Consider the following 16990-nt stretch of genomic DNA (forward strand, 5'->3'; position numbering starts at 1 on the left):
AGATAGCACACCTGCTACGGGACGCAATAGACATATGACATCCATTGCAAGCGAACAGTAAGTCGCACCCGATACGGTCGGATTCGCCTGTAGCGGAAAAGGAAGGTTCGATGTCACGACCCAGAGAGGCACTGATCCAGGCAGGTCAGGGCATAGCCCAAGCGGTTGCCCAAGGGGGTGACATGCGGCAGGCGATGGGGCAGGCCATGGGCCAGGTCGTCGACCAGGCGGGGCAGTTCGCGGGCCAGGCCCGGGGTTTCGCGCTGAACCCCCACGACTTCGCCGCGGCCCGCGACGGCGGCGCGTCGATCGGCACGGCCATCGAGGCCAGGTCGGCCTCGCTGAACGAGGCCGGCGAGATCGTCAACCGCAGCTTCACCGAGAACGGCATGCACGTCATCTCCCCGGTGGTGATCCCCAAGGGGAGCACCGCGAAGGTGATCGTGCCGCTGGGCATCCTGGTGGTGCTCGGCCTGATCGGCGCGCTCGGCAACGTCATCCCGAACACCGATCTGTTCTTCGGCCCGCACTACTGGGTGGTGCTGGTCCTGGCGGCCGCGTTCCTGTGGTGGCGGCGCAGCGTGGTGATGGTGCCCGAGGGCTGCAAGGCCCTGATCACCCAGTTCGGCAAGCTGGTGCACATCGCGGACCCGGGCCGGGTGACGCTGTTCAACCCGTGGAAGCGGGTCAGCTACATCGTCAACACCACCCGCGAGTACCCGTTCAACGCGCCGATCAGCGAGGCGCCGACGCAGCAGGGCGTCAAGGCCAGCGTGGACCTGTTCCTGCAGTTCAGGATCGAGAACCCGGCGGAGTTCATCTTCGTGCTCGGCTCGGTCAGCGGCTTCCAGTCCAAGCTCCAGAACGCCATCAGCGAGGTCACCCGCTCCCTCATCTACGCCCAGCGGGCCGAGGAGATCTACGACCTGGTGGGCGAGAGCACGCTGGGCATGCTGGAGAGCCTCAACCAGCAGTTCCTGCCCGCCGTACGGCTCACCGACGTGAACATCACGCACGCCGAGCCGTCCAGCCAGGAATACCGGATGGACCTGGCCGCCCCCGAGATGGTCCGGGTCGCCAAGGAGGCCTACACCTACGAGTACGAGCTGCAGTTGCGCAAGGAGCAGAACGAGGGCGACCTGGTCAAGGAGCTGGCCGGGCTGCAGGAGACGCTGAGCGCCATCCAGGCGGAGATCGCCGGTTACCAGGCCCGCATGGACACCGCCCTCGAACGCGCCAGCCACCAGGCCACCGCGCAGGCCAGGCAGCGCCTGGTCGAGGCCGAGTCCACGGCCAACGCCAACGCCGCGCTCCTGGAGGCGCAGGCGCTGGACATCAGGGCGCTGTCGGCCGCGGAGGCGCCCGAGATCCTCGACTACCGCTTCCAGCAGGACCTGCTGAACAAGCTGGAGTCCGTCGCCACCAGGCTGCCGCAGGTCGTGCAGGTGGGCGAGCAGACCGACATCGACTTCCTGGCCCTGGCCCAGCAGTTGGTGGGCGGCAAGGACGCGGCGCTGTTCTCGGCCGAGGACATGGCCGCCATCCGGTCCAGGCTCGACGAGATCGGTTCCCGCGTGCAGAGCCGCGAGGCCGAGATCGCCGCCCTGCTCAAGAAGGCCACCGCCGACGTGACCGAGCCCCAGGCGGCGCCGGAGCCCGACGCGGAACTGGAGCGCACCGTCGAACGCCTGCTGCCCGGGAAGGGGGAGATCTGAGATGAGCCGCGAATTCTCGAAGATCAAGGAGTCGCTGGCCTCCTGGGGCGACATCCGCCAGCTCCTGCGCGGCGGCGAGCAGGGCCAGCTCGTCCCCGTCGTGATCCCCAAGGACCGGCGCGGCTTCGCCTGGATGGCGCTGGTGTTCCTGGGGCTGTACTTCGCCGGGATGGCGGTCCTGACCGACCTCACCCTGATCGCCGCGCTGCTGGCGCTGTTCTTCCTGGTCGTGGCCATGGTCACGATGTGGCGCAAGGCGATCATCGAGATCGAGGAGGGCACCACCGGCGTACGCAGCCGCTGGGGCGCCATCACCGGCACCCTCCCGCCGGGCCGCCACTACCTGTGGCTGCCGTGGGACCGGGTGGACGCGGTCGTCGACACCTCCACGGAGATCCCGTACTCGGCGCCGATCGTGGCCTGCCCCACGGCCGAGAACGTGCCGCTGAAGTCGATCGAGTTCTTCCTCAAGTTCCGCATCGTGGACCCCGTCGCGTTCGTCCGCACGATCGGCGCGGGCAACTTCGACCTGGTGCTCTCCAGCGCGGTGCAGGACGCGATCAGGCAGCGCAGCCGCCGCGTCAACACCGAGCGCGCGTACGACCTGCGCGGCTCCGACGTCGGCGACATGCAGGACGCGCTCAACCGCCAGCTCGGCCGGTACGGCGTGCGCATCACGGGCGCCAACATCCCCGACGTCCAGCTGCCCGACCAGTACCAGCAGCACCTGGCCACCCGCGAGAAGGTGGCCAAGGAGCTCTCGGCCTACGAGCGCGAGTGGGAGCTGACCCGCAAGCGCCGCATCGACACCCTGCTGATGGAGATCGAGCGCTCCAAGAAGACCCGTGACGCCCGCGTCGTCGAGGTCAAGGCCGCCCACAACACGGCGCGCAAGGACGTGGCGCGCATGCTGGAGGAGCAGGAGACCGAGGCGCAGCGCGTGACATGGGAGATCGAGGCGCGCGGCCGGGCCGAGCTGACCGCCGCCGAGAACGAGGCCAAGGCGTTGCGCCGGCTGGCCGAGTCGTACCGGGACAACCGGGCCGTGCTGCAGTACGAGCTGGCCCGCAGGCGCCTCGACGTGGGCGCCAAACTCGCGGAGAACGCCCCCCAGCCGCTGGTCGTACGCACCCAGCAGGGCCAGTCGGACTCCGCGCTCTCCACCCTCCTCCTTGCCCAGTTGCTCCCCCGCATCTCGGGCACGGGTCAAGTGAACGGCCAGACACCTTCCGCTTAGGAGAACCCCATGGTGTTCCGCAAATTGATGGCCGCGTTCGGTGCGGGCGTCGAGGTAGACACGGTGTTGACCAACACGGGCGTGCGTCCCGGCGAGATCCTGCGCGGCGTCGTCCACTTCCGTGGCGGCAACTCCGACTACAAGGTCGAGGGCATCCACATCGACCTGACCGCGGTGGTCGAGGTCGAGTCGGGCGACAACGAGTACAAGACGACCTACAGCTTCCTGCGCCAGCAGGTCGCCGGGACGTTCCAGCTCGCCGCGGGCGCGCAGCACCAGCAGCCCTTCGAGATCCAGGTCCCCTGGGAGACGCCGATCAGCGCCATCGCCGGGCATCCGCTGCACGGCATGAAGCTGGGCGTCCAGACGGAGCTGGCGCTGGCGGGCGCGCTCGACAAGGGCGACCTCGACCCGCTGTACGTGAGCCCGCTGCCCGCGCAGGACCACGTCATCGCCGCGCTCGACCGGCTGGGCTTCCAGTTCAAGAAGGCCGACCTGGAGCGCGGCACGCTGTACGGCTCGACGATGCCGTTCTTCCAGGAGATCGAGTACTACGCGGGCGGGCAGTGGCGGCGCCACTTCAACGAGCTCGAACTGACGTTCATCGCCGGGGCGCGGCAGATGGACGTCATCCTGGAGGCCGACAAGCGGGGCGGCTTCCTGACCTCGAGCCACGACGCGTACAACCGCTTCACCGTGCGTTACGACGACCCGGCGCACTCGGCGGACGGGGCGCTGCAGCGCGGTCTGGAGCAGATGGCCCGCCACCGCGGCTGGTTCTGATCGGGTACGCGGCCGCCGCCGGGGACCCCGGCGGCGGCCGGAGGGGGTGTAACCGTTTCTGTCGGTCGGGACGCCTACAGTGGCAACATGCGACCGGTCACAGATTTGCAGCGGAAGGTGGCGCCTTTCGAGGTCGTCACCGAGATGACTCCCTCCGGCGACCAGCCCACGGCCATCGCCGAGCTGGAGCGCCGCGTCAAGGCCGGAGAGAAGGACAACGTGCTGCTGGGTGCCACCGGCACCGGCAAGACCGCCACCATCGCCTGGCTGATCGAGCGGCTGCAGCGGCCCGCGCTGGTCATGCAGCCCAACAAGACCCTCGCCGCGCAGTTCGCCAACGAGCTGCGGGAGATGCTGCCCAACAACGCGGTCGAATATTTCGTTTCTTATTACGATTATTACCAGCCTGAGGCGTACGTCCCGCAGAGCGACACGTACATCGAGAAGGACTCCTCGATCAACGACGAGGTCGAGCGGCTGCGCCACTCGGCGACCAACTCGCTGCTCACCCGCCGCGACACCATCGTGGTCGCCTCCGTGTCGTGCATCTACGGCCTGGGCACGCCGCAGGAATACGTCGACCGCATGGCCAGGCTCCGCGTCGGCATGGACGTCGACCGCGACCAGCTCCTGCGCCGCCTGGTCGACATGCAGTACACGCGCAACGACCTGGCCTTCACCCGGGGCACGTTCCGGGTCCGGGGCGACACGATCGAGATCATCCCGAAGTACGAAGAGCTGGCCGTGCGCATCGAGATGTTCGGCGACGAGATCGAGAAGCTCTCGACCATGCACCCGCTGACCGGCGAGGTCATCACGGAGGACGAGGAGCTCTACATCTTCCCCGCCTCCCACTACGTCGCGGGCGAGCAGCGCATGGCCGCCGCCGTGGGGGGCATCGAGGCGGAGCTGGCCGCGCGGCTGGAGGAGCTGGAGCGCCAGGGCAAGCTGCTGGAGGCGCAGCGGCTGCGGATGCGCACGACGTACGACATCGAGATGATGCGGCAGATCGGCACCTGCTCCGGCATCGAAAACTACTCGCGTCACATGGACGGGCGCGAGGCCGGCAGCGCGCCCAACACGCTGCTCGACTACTTCCCCGAGGACTTCCTGCTGGTCCTCGACGAGTCCCACCAGACCGTGCCGCAGATCGGCGCCATGTACGAAGGCGACGCCTCCCGCAAGCGCACGCTGGTCGAGCACGGGTTCCGGCTGCCGTCGGCGCTCGACAACCGGCCGCTGAAGTGGGAGGAGTTCCTGGAGCGCATCGGCCAGACCGTCTACCTGTCGGCCACGCCGGGGCCCTACGAGCTGGGGCGGGCCAAGGGCGAGGTCGTCGAGCAGGTCATCCGCCCGACCGGCCTGGTCGACCCCGAGATCGTGGTCAAGCCGACCAAGGGCCAGATCGACGACCTGGTCCACGAGATCCGCCAGCGGGCCGAGCGCGACGAGCGCGTGCTGGTCACCACGCTGACGAAGAAGATGTCCGAAGACCTCACCGACTACCTCCTGGAGCTCGGCATCCGCGTGCGCTACCTGCACAGCGAGGTCGACACGCTGCGGCGCATCGAGCTGCTGCGGGAGCTGCGCACGGGCGAGTTCGACGTGCTCGTCGGCATCAACCTGCTGCGTGAGGGCCTCGACCTGCCCGAGGTGTCGCTGGTGGCCATCCTCGACGCCGACAAGGAGGGCTTCCTGCGCTCGGAGACGTCGCTGATCCAGACCATCGGCCGCGCCGCCCGTAACGTGTCCGGCCAGGTCCACATGTACGCCGACAAGATCACGCCGTCCATGGAGCGGGCGATCGACGAGACGAATCGGCGGCGGGCCAAGCAGATGGCCTACAACGAGGCCAACGGCATCGACCCGCAGCCGCTGCGCAAGAAGATCGCCGACATCCTCGACTCCCTGCAGCGCGAGGACGCCGACACCGACCGGCTCCTGGGCGGCGGTCGGCAGCAGTCGCGCGGCAAGGCCCCGGTGCCCGGCTTCGGCGCGCGGCAGGCCGGTCAGCACGCCAAGGCCATCGCCGGCGAGATGCCGCGGGCGCAGATGGAGTCGCTGATCGAGTCGCTGACCGAGCAGATGCACCAGTCGGCGGCCGACCTGCAGTTCGAGGTGGCGGCTCGGTTGCGCGACGAGATCAAGGAGCTCAAGCGCGAGCTCCGCGACATGCGCGAGGCTGGCATCAAGTAACGCCCGTAAGGCGCCTCCTCCTCGTACGGAGGAAGAGGCGCCTTTCGTACGCATGCCATCGGCCGCCTGCCGGGCGCGCGACTTCGGCCGCCCGCCGGGCGCTGGGCGTCGGGCTAGGGCCGTCGGGCGTTGGGCGTCGGGCTAGGGGAGGAAATCCGCCAGGGTGCGGGCGAAGACCTCGGGGTTGTCGAGCATGATGCTGTCCCCCGACTCGGGAATGCCGACCACCCGGACGCCGCTGGCCCGCAGGCTGTCGGCGTCCTCCGGCGGCTCACCCTCCGGGTGCAGGAAGGCGCGGGGGATCGGGAGGTCCTGCAGGAGCCGGCGCATGGTGGGCGTGGTGCCCGCGCTCAGGCTGACGGCCGTACGGTGGAGCCCGCGCAGGTCCGCCAGCCGCATGGCGGACCACCGGTGCGGCCCCACGCGCTCGCGCACCTCCTTCCACCCGTGCGACACGAACGCCTCCTCCGTGTAGCTCGCGATGCCGCTGCCACCCGGCCGCACGGAAGCCGGGGGATAGGGGTCGAGGTCGGCGTCCACGAGCACCAGATTGGCGATCAGCTCCGGATGACGCGAGGCGAGGACGATCGCCACCGCGCCGCCCATGCTGTGGGCGATCACCGACGCCCCGGCGACCCCCGCCTTGCGCAACGCCTCGGCCAGGGCGTCGGCATGGGTCTCGAGCGTGTAGGCGAAGTCCCGGGGACGGTCGCTGATCCCGAACCCGAGCAGGTCGATCAGCAGGGAACGGTGTTGCGGCAGGAGGGGGTGTGCGGCGACCTCGGCGTAGTAGGGGGCCGAGGTCGCACCGAGACCGTGGACGTAGACCCGCGACGGCTCCGCACCCGGCAGCTCTACCCAGCGGATGCGAGCGCCGCTGGGGTGGACGACGGCATCGTGCATGACGGCCCTCCTCGTCGTATATCGGGGCCAATATACCTACGACCTGCGTAAACGATCGGCACCCGATGCCCCCGCACGTCACCCCCGCCACCGACAACACACACAACCCACACGCCCCGGCGCCTGCCACGCGGCATTCCGCGATCCGGCGGCTTGCGGTGGTGTGCAGCCCTGCGGTCCAGCGACAGGCCCGCGGTATCCCGCGCCCCATCGGCTGGCGGCGGCGCGCCACTCCGCACCCGCGTATGGCGCCGTAACCCATCCCCCGGGAGCTGCCACCTCCACCCTGGCACCCGAGGGACCGCGACCCCGCGTCCACGGCACCCTCCAGCCGCCCCGCCCCGCCCCCCATCCGGCAGTTCATGCGTCGCCGTCCAGCCGTCCTGCGTCACCTCGCGGCCATCCGGCGGCGCCATCCGGCCGTCCTGCGGTGCCATCCGCGCGGCGGCGCGGTGCAGGAGGTCGGGCTGCGGGACGAGAGCCGGAGCGATCACAGGGACAGACCGGCCTCTTTGCGGAGGAGTGCGGCGAGGGAGTCCGGGTCGGCGGCCGGGACGCCCTTGGCGGCGAACCAGGTGGCGACGTTGTGGGCGTCCCGGTCCAGGAACGAGGGGCCGGTCGGGTGGGCGATCACGTCCACGATCTGCGGCAGGTCGATGATCACCAGCCTGCCGTCATGGACCAGCAGGTTGTACGGCGACAGGTCCCCATGGGCCAGCCCCTCCCTGGCCAGCGTGACCATGGCCGCCACGAGCTGCTCCCACAGCCCGTCCAGGTCGTCGGACACCTGCGCCAGCCGCGGCGCCGCGTACCCGTCCCGGGTCCCGATGAACTCCTGCAGGATCTCCGTCTCCACGATCTGCACCGGGTACGGCACGGGAACCCCGAGCTCCCACAGCCGGCACAACGCCCCGAACTCGGCGACCGCCCACTGGGCGGCGATCACCTGCTTGCCGAACGCGGTGCGGTTGGCCATGGCGCGGTTCATGCGGCTCTCGCGGGTCCTGCGGCCCTCCATGTAGCCGGAGTCGCGGTGGAACAGCCGGTGCTCGGAGGAGCGGTAGCGCTTGGCGGCCAGCAGGCAGACCCGGTCCGTGCCGGGCACCCCCCGCGAGATCAGATGGACGTCGGCTTCCTTGCCGGTCTTGAGCACGCCGTGCTCGGTGTCGACGGCGGCCAGCTCGGTGACGAGCCAGCCGGGGTACGGCTTGGGCCCCTTCTCCGTGGGAGTGCTCTGGTCCCAGGTGGACCAGCGGTCACCCTCGGGCGGCCCGTCGTCGGTCTCGGGACTGCTCTCCAGCCATTCGAGGTCGTCGGCGTCGAGGGCGTACTTGCCACGGGTGCGGTGCTGCGAGTGCTTGGGCACGGTGGGATTGCTCCAGGTGTGAGGCCCACCGGCTCGTCGATCAGGTCAGCGAGTGCGCGGTGGGAAGGTCTGAGGACGCGGAAAACGGCACGCGAACAGTCATCATCACGGTCTCACCCTCCCTTCGCGGCACAGCGCGGCGATCATCGTCAAGCCGCTGCCAAGCGATCAACTCGGTCCCGAGTATCCCGGTCCACGTACCGCCCTCGCAACCGATTAAATGACGCCCCCGCCGCCACCCTTGTCACCGACGGGACGGCGCGCGGGCCGTCGTGGACGGCCGACAAGTCCCGCCACCCGGGTCGGCGGCACCATCGGACGCACCCAGATGCGAACCGCCACCCGCACCCCGATGCGGACCGCCACCTGGAGCTGGGAGCCGCCCCCATCGATCAGCCGGAGTGACAGCGAGGTCGGCGTGCATGCCTGTGGGCGGACCTCAGCGGTTGTAGAGCCTGCGTGCCCACAGATATCCGGCCAGGGCGATGACCGCGCTCCAGGCAGCCGCCTCCGCGAAGCTGGCGGCGGCCGGGCGACCGGCCAGCAGCGCCCGCAGCGTCTCGATGACGGGGGTGAACGGCTGGTGCTCCGCGAACCAGCGCAACCCGGCCGGCATCGACTCGGTCGGTACGAAACCGCTGCCGAGGAACGGCAGCAGCATCAGCGGCATCGGCAGGTTGCTGGCCGTGGTGACGCTCTTGGAGACCAGCGCGAGCGCGACCGACAGCCAGGTGATGGCGAAGGTGAACATGGCCAGCACGCCGACCACGCCGAGCCAGTCCAGCGCGGAGGCCGACGGGCGGAAGCCGATCAGCACGGCCACCAGGGTCACCGCCGCGATCGCGATGAACGTCTGCACCATCGCCCCGAGCACGTGCCCGGTGAGCACCGAGACGCGGGCGATGGCCATGGTCTTGAACCTGGCGATGATGCCCTCGGTCATGTCGGTGGCCACCGAGATCGCGGTCCCCTGCGCGGCACCGGCGATCGTCGTGATCATGATGCCGGGGGCGAGGTAGCCGACATAGGCGGCGCGGCCTCCGCCGATGCCCGCGCCCATGGTGCCGCCCAAGACGAACACGAACAGCAGCAGGAACACCACGGGGACGGCGGCGAACGTGAAGATCAGCGAGGGGTAGCGCCAGATGTGCGTGACCTGGCGGCGCAGCATCGTCGCCGAGTCGGTGATCGCTCTCATCGGGAGGGCTCCTTGGTCAGGGAGAGGAAGACGTCGTCCAGGTCGGGCGTGCGCACCGACAGCTCGGCGACGTCGATGGCCTGGGTGTCCAGCCACTCCAGGAGCTTCTTCAGCGTCCTGACACCGCCGGAGTCGGGGATCTGGACGGTGAGCGCCGCGTCGTTGCGCGAGGTGGCGCCGACGTGCGGGGCGGCCCTGCGGTAGCCGTCGGCGTCGGCGAAGCGCACGACGATGTGGCCGCCGGGGACCAGCCGCTTGAGCTCCTCCGGGGTGCCCTCGGCCACCAGCTCGCCCTGGCTCAGCAGCGCGATGCGGTCGGCGAGCTCGTCGGCCTCCTCCAGGTACTGCGTGGTCAGGAAGACGGTCACGCCGTCCTGCTCGACCAGGTCCCTGACGATCTGCCACATGGTGCGGCGGCTGCGCGGGTCCAGGCCGGTGGTCGGCTCGTCGAGGAAGATCAGCCTGGGTGTGCCGACCATGGTCATGGCGAGGTCGAGCCGGCGCCGCATGCCGCCCGAGTAGGAGACCGCCGGCTTGCGCGCGGCCTCGGTGAGGTCGAAGCGCTCCAGCAGTTCGCGGGCCCGTTCGCGGCCCCTGGAGCGGCCGAGGTGGAGCAGGTCGGCCATGAGCCGCAGGTTCTCCTCCCCGGTGAGGAAGCTGTCGACGGCGGAGAACTGGCCGGTGACGCCGATCGCGGCGCGCACCTTGTCGGGCTCTCCGGCCAGGTCATGCCCGGCCACCCGGATCTCGCCGGCGTCGGCCCTGATCAGGGTGGACAGGATCTGCACCATGGTGGTCTTGCCCGCGCCGTTGGGGCCGAGCAGGGAGAAGATCGTGCCCTGCGGGATGGTGAGGTCGATGCCGTCCAGTACGCGGTGCGAGCCGTACGACTTGCGCAGTCCCGCCACCGAGATGGCAGGTTCGATGGTCCGCACAGTCGTCACCCTCGGTCCCAGGTGACGGGCAGGCTGCGCACGCCGTAGATCTGCGAGGGGTCGGTGCGCAGCGGCACCTCTTCCGCCGGTACGGCGAGCCGCAGCGTCGGGAACCGGGTGAGCAGCGCGGGGAAGGCGACGCGCATCTCGACGCGGGCGAGCTGCTGGCCGAGGCACTGGTGGACGCCGTGGCCGAAGGCCAGGTGCCCGGTGGCCGAACGGCGCAGGTCGAGCACGTCGGGGTCGGAGAACTTGGCCGGGTCCCTGTTGGCGGCGTTGAACGCGATGATGACCGTGTCGCCGGCCTTGAGCTGCCTGCCGCCGAGCTCGAGGTCCTCCAGCACGCCGCGCATGCCCATGGCGGCGATGGACAGGTGACGCAGCAGCTCCTCCACGGCACCGGCGGCCAGGCCGGGGTCGCTGCGCAGGGCGGCGAGCTGGGCCGGGTCGCGCAGCAGGGCGAAGGTGCCGAGCGCGAGCATGTTGGCGGTGGTGTCGAGGCCGGCGCCGAGCAGGAAGGCGGCCACGCCGCCGAGCTCCTCGTCGGTCAGGTCGCCGGCCGTGGCCAGGTCGCTGAGCAGGTCGTCGGTCGGGTTCGCGCGCTTGGCGAGCGCGAGCGTCCGCAGGTAGTCGCCGAGCTCGATGAAGGCGTTGTACTGCGCCTCGGGCTCTACGTCGTCCGAGAGGGTCCGCGTGGCGGTCTGGAACTGCTCGCGGTCGTCGTACGGCACGCCGAGCAGCTCGCAGATCATCAGCGCGGGGACGGGCTGGGCGAAGACCTCGACGAGGTCGGCGGGCGGCCCCTGCCGCTCCATCGCGTCGAGTCGCTCACGGGTGATCTCGGTGACCCGCTCGGTGAGCAGGTTCATCCTGCGGACGGTGAACTTGCCCGCCAGCAGCTTGCGGAAGCGGGTGTGCTGGGGCGCGTCCATGCCGGTCAGGTCGCCGGCGGGGGCGGGCGGCAGGTACCCGCCCATCTGCGGGTAGTAGTGGGTCTCGTAGCGGGAGCTGAAACGCGGGTCGGCGAGGATCTGGCGGACCAGCCCGTAACCGGTGACCAGCCAGACGCCGGGGGCGCCCTCGGGCGCGGCCAGCCGGGCGATCGGCTGCTCGGCACGCAGCGCGGTGACCTCGGGGGCGGGATCGAAGGGGCAGGCGGGTGCGCGGTCGAGGGAAGGACTGGCCGTCTCATCGCGATAGTACGTGTTCGACATGCTCTGAAAGCTACGTTGCATTCAAAAGGGCTGTAATCAATGGAATCCGTATTTGCAGGTGAGGGCGGGCAAATTGATGCAATGACGCTGGGCTCGAACGCAATGATTCGTTGCACTGAGTGGCGGCGAACGCAACAATGGCGTCATGTCACAAGGCAGGTTGACCCAGCGGGACCGCCAGCGCATCGCGGCCGGCCTCGCCGAAGGGCGTTCCTACGCCGAGATCGCCAGGCGGCTGGACCGGCCGACCTCGACGATCAGCCGGGAGGTCGGCCGCAACGGCGGCCCCGGCGGTTACCGGCCCGAGCAGGCGCACCGGGCGACGGAGCGGCGGGCGCGGCGCGGCACGCCGGCTCTCCGGTTCGCGGCCGGGCCGCCGGACGGCGAGCTGGGGGACGAGGTCATCGAGATGGCGGTCCGGATGGGGCTGCCGAAGATGATGGCGCGCGTGCTCGTCGGCCTGTGGCTGAGCGAGGACGGCCGACTCACCGCGGCCGAGCTGACGCGCAGGCTGAAGGTCAGCCCCGCCTCGGTCTCCATGGCGGTGGGCTACCTGATCCAGCAGGGGCTGATCGGGCGCGAGCGCGATCCGCGGCGGCGTCGCGACATCTACACGGTCGACGACAATTCCTGGTACCAGTCGATCGTGACCAGCTCGCGGCAGACGCTGGAGGCGGCGGAGCTGGCGAAGGCGGCGGGGGAGACGTTCGGCCTCGACACGCCCGTGGGACGCCGGCTGGCCAAGGGCGGTGCATACCTGGAGCGGATCGGCCTGGACACGCTGGAGTCGGGCCGGCGCTGGCGCGACCTCCTGTCGTGATCGTCCCAGCGGACGATCTGCCGGGTGAGCTCACCCGGTGGGCGCCGTTGCGTCCGGGCCGGACGCGGCCAAGCCCGTCACCGCCGTCCACCTGCGGACATCAGTGCCTTCGGGACAGCTCCAGTGCGAGCTGGAAGCGGCTACGTGCGCCGTGCCGGTCCATGAGAGCACCTTCGGCAGCCGGATCACGTGGAACGCCCTGCTCCGCGCCGGGCTCGTCGACGAGCTGCACCTGGTCGTCGGAGCGAAGGCGCTCGGCGAGGGGACGCCGATCTTCCCCCAACCGGTCGACGGGTTCACCGTCGCGGAGGTCCGCCGCCTCGACGGCTCCGGCAACGTCCTGCTGCGCTACGCCACGACCGGCTGAGCTGCCGGGCCGATGAGCTGCTGGGCCGCGGTGAGCTGTCGGGCCGTGGTGAGCTGCCGGGCCGCGGTGAGCGGCCGGAGGCCTGGCGCGGCACCGGGCCCGTCCGGTCGTGCACGGATCCGACGTGCTGCGCGCGGTTCGAGGCGGGAGGAAAGCCGAGGTACTGCGGTACCGAACTCGTGGGTCATCTCGCCAAAAAGCGCGGTGCGATGGATCCGGCCGGGCTTGTACGGTGCGGGCATGCGACGCTGCCCGGAATGCGACCACTGGGAGCCCGCCGGAGCCCCCGGCTGCGCCCGGTGCGCCGGGCTGGTCGACGAGATCGTGGAAGAGGGCTGGCGCGCGTTCCTGGAACAGGAGTTCGGCACCGCCCGGCCGCCGGACGAGCGCCTCATCGCCGAGATGGTCACCGACGAGCCCGACAAGCACCCGTGGCGCGTGGTGGACGCCGCCTACGACCGCCTGACCTGCCCCGAGTGCGGCGATCGGCTCAGCAGGGGCCCGGCCGGATGCGCCCCCTGCGACCTGGCCAACGGTTTCCGCTACTCCGCCATCGAGATAGACCGCCCCGCCGTCCCGCCCGGCAACGAGCACGGGCTGCGGGTGAACGTGGCCGTCACGCGCCGGACGTCCGGGGTCTCGGAGTCCGAGGTGCTGCTGCGGCGGCTGTCGCTGCCCATCCTCATCGAGGGCCGGCTCCCCACCCGAGCCCAGGCCCAGGCCACCAAGGCCCTGGCCAACGGCGGCGCCACGGAGGCGGAGCTCGCGGCGTTCATATACCGGGAGTGGGGCGACGCCTGAGCCGCCACCCCTTGGTCGTGCGGACGGGTTGTTCGCCGCCTTCGGTTGCCGTGAGCGGACTGACCGCTAAACCGGTGGCGATTCCAAGGTGAGATCGATGTCGACGTCGAATCCGATGTGGGTCTGCAGTCGTTTGCGGTGAATGCCGGTGGGGACGTAGGCCTTGATCGCCGTTCGGGCTTGAACGAAGTGCCTTTCGTGCTGAAAGCTGACCTTTTGACCAGGAGGATATCCGGCTCTGGCCGCTGGCGAAGTCCTAGGGTCACCGTCATTTCGCGCACGACCATGAGTTCCTGCGGCGGATGAAGCAATCGCTCGAACAGTCGGAGCGTGAGCATATGGAAGCCGGTCTGCGGCGGCCTGAAGATGAGCGACCCATCGATCGATTCGACGTGCCGGGGCGCATCAGGGGGAAGGTGATCGAGCATGTCGGCGGTCCAGCCGCCGGGAGGGCCGGGATAGAACCACTCAGGAAGATCCGCAGTCACCAGTCGCCCTCCTGGACACTTCACGCGGCGCGCTCATCTTGCCACGTGGAGTAGTCGTCAGGGGCGGTCTTTGCGTTCCTCCATCGAGCGGCGGTAGAGATCGTCGATCTGGTCCAGCGGGTCGGGGGCGTGGCGGCGGGCCTCGATCTCGAGGTCGGTGCGGGAGCCGAGGTCGGCGATGCCGGCGGCCGTGTGGTGCACCTGGTCGCCCAGGAGGTCGGCGCGGATGCGGGCGCACATCGCCGTCAGCTTGGCCTGGTGCTCCCTGAGCCGGTCGAGGGTGGCGTGGTCGACGTACGGGGACATGCGGCGCTGCTGGGCGTACATGCCGAGCTGGCCGTCGTGGACGTCCGCCTGCGCGGTGAGGTCGGCCATGAGCCGGGGGAGGTCGCCGAGGCCCCAGCCCAGGCGCTGGGCGTGGTCGACGGCCTGGCGGGTGAGGGAGACCTCGCGGCGCAGGTCGAGGCGGAGGCGTTCGACCTCGGCGGCGTCGCCCGTGCCCATGGCGTTGACGTGGGTGCTGAGCCGGGTCGTGGCCTGTTTGGCCTTGACCGCGGCCTTCTTGCCCAGCTTGACCAGGAGGAAGACGCCCACGCCGCCCAGCAGCAGGAAGAACGCCAGGATCACCAGTAGGACGACAAGCAGCTCGCCGATCTCCGCCACCTCCTGTGGGTCTCTGCATTGAAGGATAGTCGGCCGGGGCGGGATCGGCGCGGCCGAGAAACCAAGCAAGCACTTGATCAGAACGGTGGGGCTGTGCTTCAGTTCTCGGAGAGCGGCTGGAAGGGCGGGGTGACGTGCTCGACGGCAAGGTTGTGATCATCACCGGTGGCGCCCGGGGGATGGGGGCGGCCACCGCGCGGCGCTGCGTCGCGGCCGGGGCTCAGGTCGTGATCACCGATGTGCTGGTGGAGGAGGGTACGGCCACCGCCAAGGAGCTGGGTGCCCGATTTCTCCCCCACGATGTGACAAGTCAGGACCAGTGGACCGACGTGGTCGCCGCCACCCTGGAGGCGTACGGCAGGCTCGACGGGCTGGTGAACAACGCGGGCATCGCCCTCACGCAGTCGATCGAGCAGCAGTCGCTGGAGGCCTTCGAACGCGTGCTCCAGGTGAACCTGGTCGGCGTCTTCCTGGGCCTCAAATCGGTGGTCAAGGCCATGCGCGAGTCCGGCGGCGGCGCCGTCGTGAACCTCTCGTCCGTCGCGGGCCTCACCGCCCTGCCCGGCACGGGCGGCTACGGCGCGTCCAAATGGGGCGTGCGCGGGCTGACCAAGATCGCCGCCTTGGAGTTCGGCAAGGACCGCATCCGGGTCAACTCCGTACATCCCGGAATGATCGTCACCCCGATGACGCAGCCGCTCGGGGCCGTGTCGGGGGACGGGACCTTCCCGCTGGCCGCCGCCGGGCGCTGGGGCGAGCCGGAGGAGGTGGCGGAGGCCATCGCGTTCCTGCTGTCCGACGCCGCCTCGTACGTGACGGGCGCGGAGCTGGCCGTGGACGGCGGGTGGACGGCAGGGGAGAGCGCGCTGCTGTCCCGACTGGAGGGTGGGGGTCAATAGATGCCATACGCGGATGTCGGCGGAAATATCAGGCTCTTCTACACGGAGGACGGCGACGGGCCTCCGCTGCTGCTCGTCCACGGGTGGGGCACCGACTCCCACCAGTGGTCCTGGCACATCGACGCGCTGGCGGCCAACCACCGGGTGATCGCCGTGGACCTGCGCGGCCACGGCTACTCGTCCGTCCCCGAGAGCGGCAACACGCCGCGCGAGATGGCCGGCGACCTGCGTGCCCTCCTCGAAAGCCGGGGCATCCCGCAGGTGGTCGCCGTCGGGCACTCGATGGGCGGCCAGGTGGTCTCCATCCTCGCCGTCGAACACCCCGAGCTGGTACGCGGGCTCGTCGCCGTCGACCCCGGCTACGGCATGACCGACCGGGTCGCCCGGCGCTTCCCCAAGATGATCGAAGGCCTGCGCGGCGAACACCCGCACGCCGCCGCCGAGAAGATCGACGAGTGGTGCACGAACGCCGGCACGCCCGCCGTCATCAGGCGCTGGCACAAGCGCAGGCTGTACGGCATGCCGCCGCACGTGCTGGTCCAGGCGTTCGAGGCCATGTTCACGGCCCCGGACGCCATCGGGGTGCGCCCGGCCAGCGACGACTACCTGGCCCGCCGGCGCTGCCCGGTGCTGTCGATCTGGGCGGATCCGGAACGGGCGAGCTGGGAGTCGGGGCTGCTCAAGGACCCGGCGTCCAGGGTCGTGTGCTGGGAGGGCGCCAGTCACCGGCTGCACGAGGAGCGCCCGGCCGAGTTCGTGGATCTCGTGGAGGAGTGGCTGCAAGCCCAGGAATAACCTCGGGTCAGGGCAGGCCGCGGGCCGCTCTCCTGCGCGCGCGCATGCGCCGTACCTTCCTGATCAGCCACCACGCGAGCACGGCCATCACCAGCAGCGCGACGATCACCAGCACGGGGGCGAAGACGGCGACCAGGCTCATGCCGAGCGAGCCCGCGTCCTCCGCCGTGCTCACCACCGGGGCGCCCACCCCGGCCGTCCCGGCGTTGATCACGGGCCGGGCGGTGGCCTTTACCGCGTGCACGGCCAGCGCCATCACGATGCCCAGCAGCCAGCCGGCCCACGGGTGCTCGGCCATCCAGGTGGAGTGGTCCACCTCGGCCGCCGCCTGCGTGGCCGAGAAGACCACGCCGCCCGACGCCGGGCGCACCACGGTCTGGATGGTGTCGTTGACGCTGTCGACGGCGGGCACCTTGTCCAGGACGAACTCGGCCACCAGCAGGACGGCGATCACCGCGAGCACGCCCCAGTTGGACAGCCAGGAGTAGCCGTCGGGGAGCTTCACGGCGTCCGTGAAGTTGGCCAGGACGCCCACGACGAGGAGCGGGATGTAGGCGTTCAGCCCGGCGGCCGTGGACAGGCCGAGACCGGTCAGTGCGGCGAACATGCC

General features: G+C 70.2%; 16 protein-coding genes. 9 read left to right on the forward strand and 7 right to left on the reverse strand.

The window, feature by feature from the left end; translation table 11 throughout:
• Positions 1 to 110 precede the first annotated feature (110 nt).
• The 4 genes from ACWDRB_RS05395 (at position 111) to uvrB (ending at position 5931) form a co-directional block, all read left to right on the forward strand.
• Positions 111 to 1715 (forward strand): SPFH domain-containing protein, encoded by a 1605-nt coding sequence (locus ACWDRB_RS05395; protein ID WP_397366120.1) that lies wholly within the window; start codon positions 111 to 113, stop codon positions 1713 to 1715.
• Position 1716: 1 nt separating this feature from the next.
• Positions 1717 to 2952, forward strand: coding sequence for an SPFH domain-containing protein (locus ACWDRB_RS05400; protein ID WP_355191881.1), 1236 nt, complete (start codon positions 1717 to 1719; stop codon positions 2950 to 2952).
• Between the two features lie 9 nt (positions 2953 to 2961).
• Positions 2962 to 3735: a sporulation protein gene (locus ACWDRB_RS05405; RefSeq protein ID WP_449891937.1), complete on the forward strand. Its 774-nt coding sequence runs from the start codon at positions 2962 to 2964 to the stop codon at positions 3733 to 3735.
• A gap of 87 nt (positions 3736 to 3822) precedes the next feature.
• The gene (gene uvrB, locus ACWDRB_RS05410) at positions 3823 to 5931 is read left to right on the forward strand and encodes an excinuclease ABC subunit UvrB (RefSeq protein WP_350726360.1); all 2109 of its coding nucleotides are present in this window, start codon (positions 3823 to 3825) and stop codon (positions 5929 to 5931) included.
• 141 nt (positions 5932 to 6072) lie between these two features.
• Here uvrB and ACWDRB_RS05415 read toward each other — a convergent pair whose 3' ends face one another.
• The 5 genes from ACWDRB_RS05415 to ACWDRB_RS05435 all read right to left on the reverse strand — a co-directional run bounded on the left by ACWDRB_RS05415 (position 6073) and on the right by ACWDRB_RS05435 (position 11547).
• Positions 6073 to 6834 carry an alpha/beta fold hydrolase gene (locus ACWDRB_RS05415; protein WP_449891938.1) on the reverse strand — a complete coding sequence of 254 codons (762 nt, stop codon included), beginning with the start codon at positions 6832 to 6834 and terminating at the stop codon, positions 6073 to 6075.
• A 490-nt stretch (positions 6835 to 7324) separates the two neighbouring features.
• Positions 7325 to 8200 (reverse strand): serine protein kinase RIO, encoded by an 876-nt coding sequence (locus tag ACWDRB_RS05420; protein ID WP_449891939.1) that lies wholly within the window; start codon positions 8198 to 8200, stop codon positions 7325 to 7327.
• Between the two features lie 439 nt (positions 8201 to 8639).
• Entirely contained in the window at positions 8640 to 9398 is a 759-nt protein-coding gene (locus tag ACWDRB_RS05425; RefSeq protein WP_449891941.1) for an ABC transporter permease, read from the reverse strand.
• Positions 9395 to 10333 (reverse strand): ATP-binding cassette domain-containing protein, encoded by a 939-nt coding sequence (locus tag ACWDRB_RS05430; protein ID WP_449891942.1) that lies wholly within the window; start codon positions 10331 to 10333, stop codon positions 9395 to 9397. The genes ACWDRB_RS05425 and ACWDRB_RS05430 overlap by 4 nt, the downstream gene beginning before the upstream one ends.
• Positions 10334 to 10338: 5 nt before the next feature.
• Positions 10339 to 11547, reverse strand: coding sequence for a cytochrome P450 (locus tag ACWDRB_RS05435; RefSeq protein WP_449891943.1), 1209 nt, complete (start codon positions 11545 to 11547; stop codon positions 10339 to 10341).
• A gap of 145 nt (positions 11548 to 11692) precedes the next feature.
• Between ACWDRB_RS05435 and ACWDRB_RS05440 the strand changes: the two genes are divergently transcribed.
• The 3 genes from ACWDRB_RS05440 (at position 11693) to ACWDRB_RS05450 (ending at position 13535) form a co-directional block, all read left to right on the forward strand.
• Positions 11693 to 12367: a helix-turn-helix domain-containing protein gene (locus ACWDRB_RS05440; RefSeq protein WP_397366130.1), complete on the forward strand. Its 675-nt coding sequence runs from the start codon at positions 11693 to 11695 to the stop codon at positions 12365 to 12367.
• A gap of 37 nt (positions 12368 to 12404) precedes the next feature.
• The gene (locus ACWDRB_RS05445) at positions 12405 to 12734 is read left to right on the forward strand and encodes a hypothetical protein (RefSeq protein ID WP_449891944.1); all 330 of its coding nucleotides are present in this window, start codon (positions 12405 to 12407) and stop codon (positions 12732 to 12734) included.
• Positions 12735 to 12974: 240 nt separating this feature from the next.
• A complete protein-coding gene (locus tag ACWDRB_RS05450; protein ID WP_449891945.1) occupies positions 12975 to 13535 on the forward strand; it encodes a hypothetical protein in 561 nt (186 codons plus the stop codon).
• A gap of 545 nt (positions 13536 to 14080) precedes the next feature.
• On the opposite strand, the gene ACWDRB_RS05455 is transcribed toward ACWDRB_RS05450, so the two are convergent.
• Positions 14081 to 14686 carry a hypothetical protein gene (locus ACWDRB_RS05455; protein WP_350726378.1) on the reverse strand — a complete coding sequence of 202 codons (606 nt, stop codon included), beginning with the start codon at positions 14684 to 14686 and terminating at the stop codon, positions 14081 to 14083.
• A 134-nt stretch (positions 14687 to 14820) separates the two neighbouring features.
• Here ACWDRB_RS05455 and ACWDRB_RS05460 point away from each other — a divergent pair, with 134 nt between their 5' ends.
• Both ACWDRB_RS05460 and ACWDRB_RS05465 read left to right on the forward strand, forming a co-directional pair.
• A complete protein-coding gene (locus ACWDRB_RS05460) occupies positions 14821 to 15585 on the forward strand; it encodes a glucose 1-dehydrogenase (protein WP_449891946.1) in 765 nt (254 codons plus the stop codon).
• Positions 15586 to 16380 (forward strand): alpha/beta fold hydrolase, encoded by a 795-nt coding sequence (locus ACWDRB_RS05465; protein ID WP_449891947.1) that lies wholly within the window; start codon positions 15586 to 15588, stop codon positions 16378 to 16380. It begins immediately after the preceding gene.
• Positions 16381 to 16387: 7 nt separating this feature from the next.
• Here the strand turns inward: ACWDRB_RS05465 and ACWDRB_RS05470 are convergent, their stop codons facing one another.
• Complete coding sequence (locus ACWDRB_RS05470; protein ID WP_350726383.1) at positions 16388 to 16987, reverse strand: DUF4126 domain-containing protein; 600 nt, start codon at positions 16985 to 16987, stop codon at positions 16388 to 16390.
• Between the last annotated feature and the right edge of the window lie 3 nt (positions 16988 to 16990).

The organism is Nonomuraea sp. NPDC003707, from assembly GCF_053587055.1.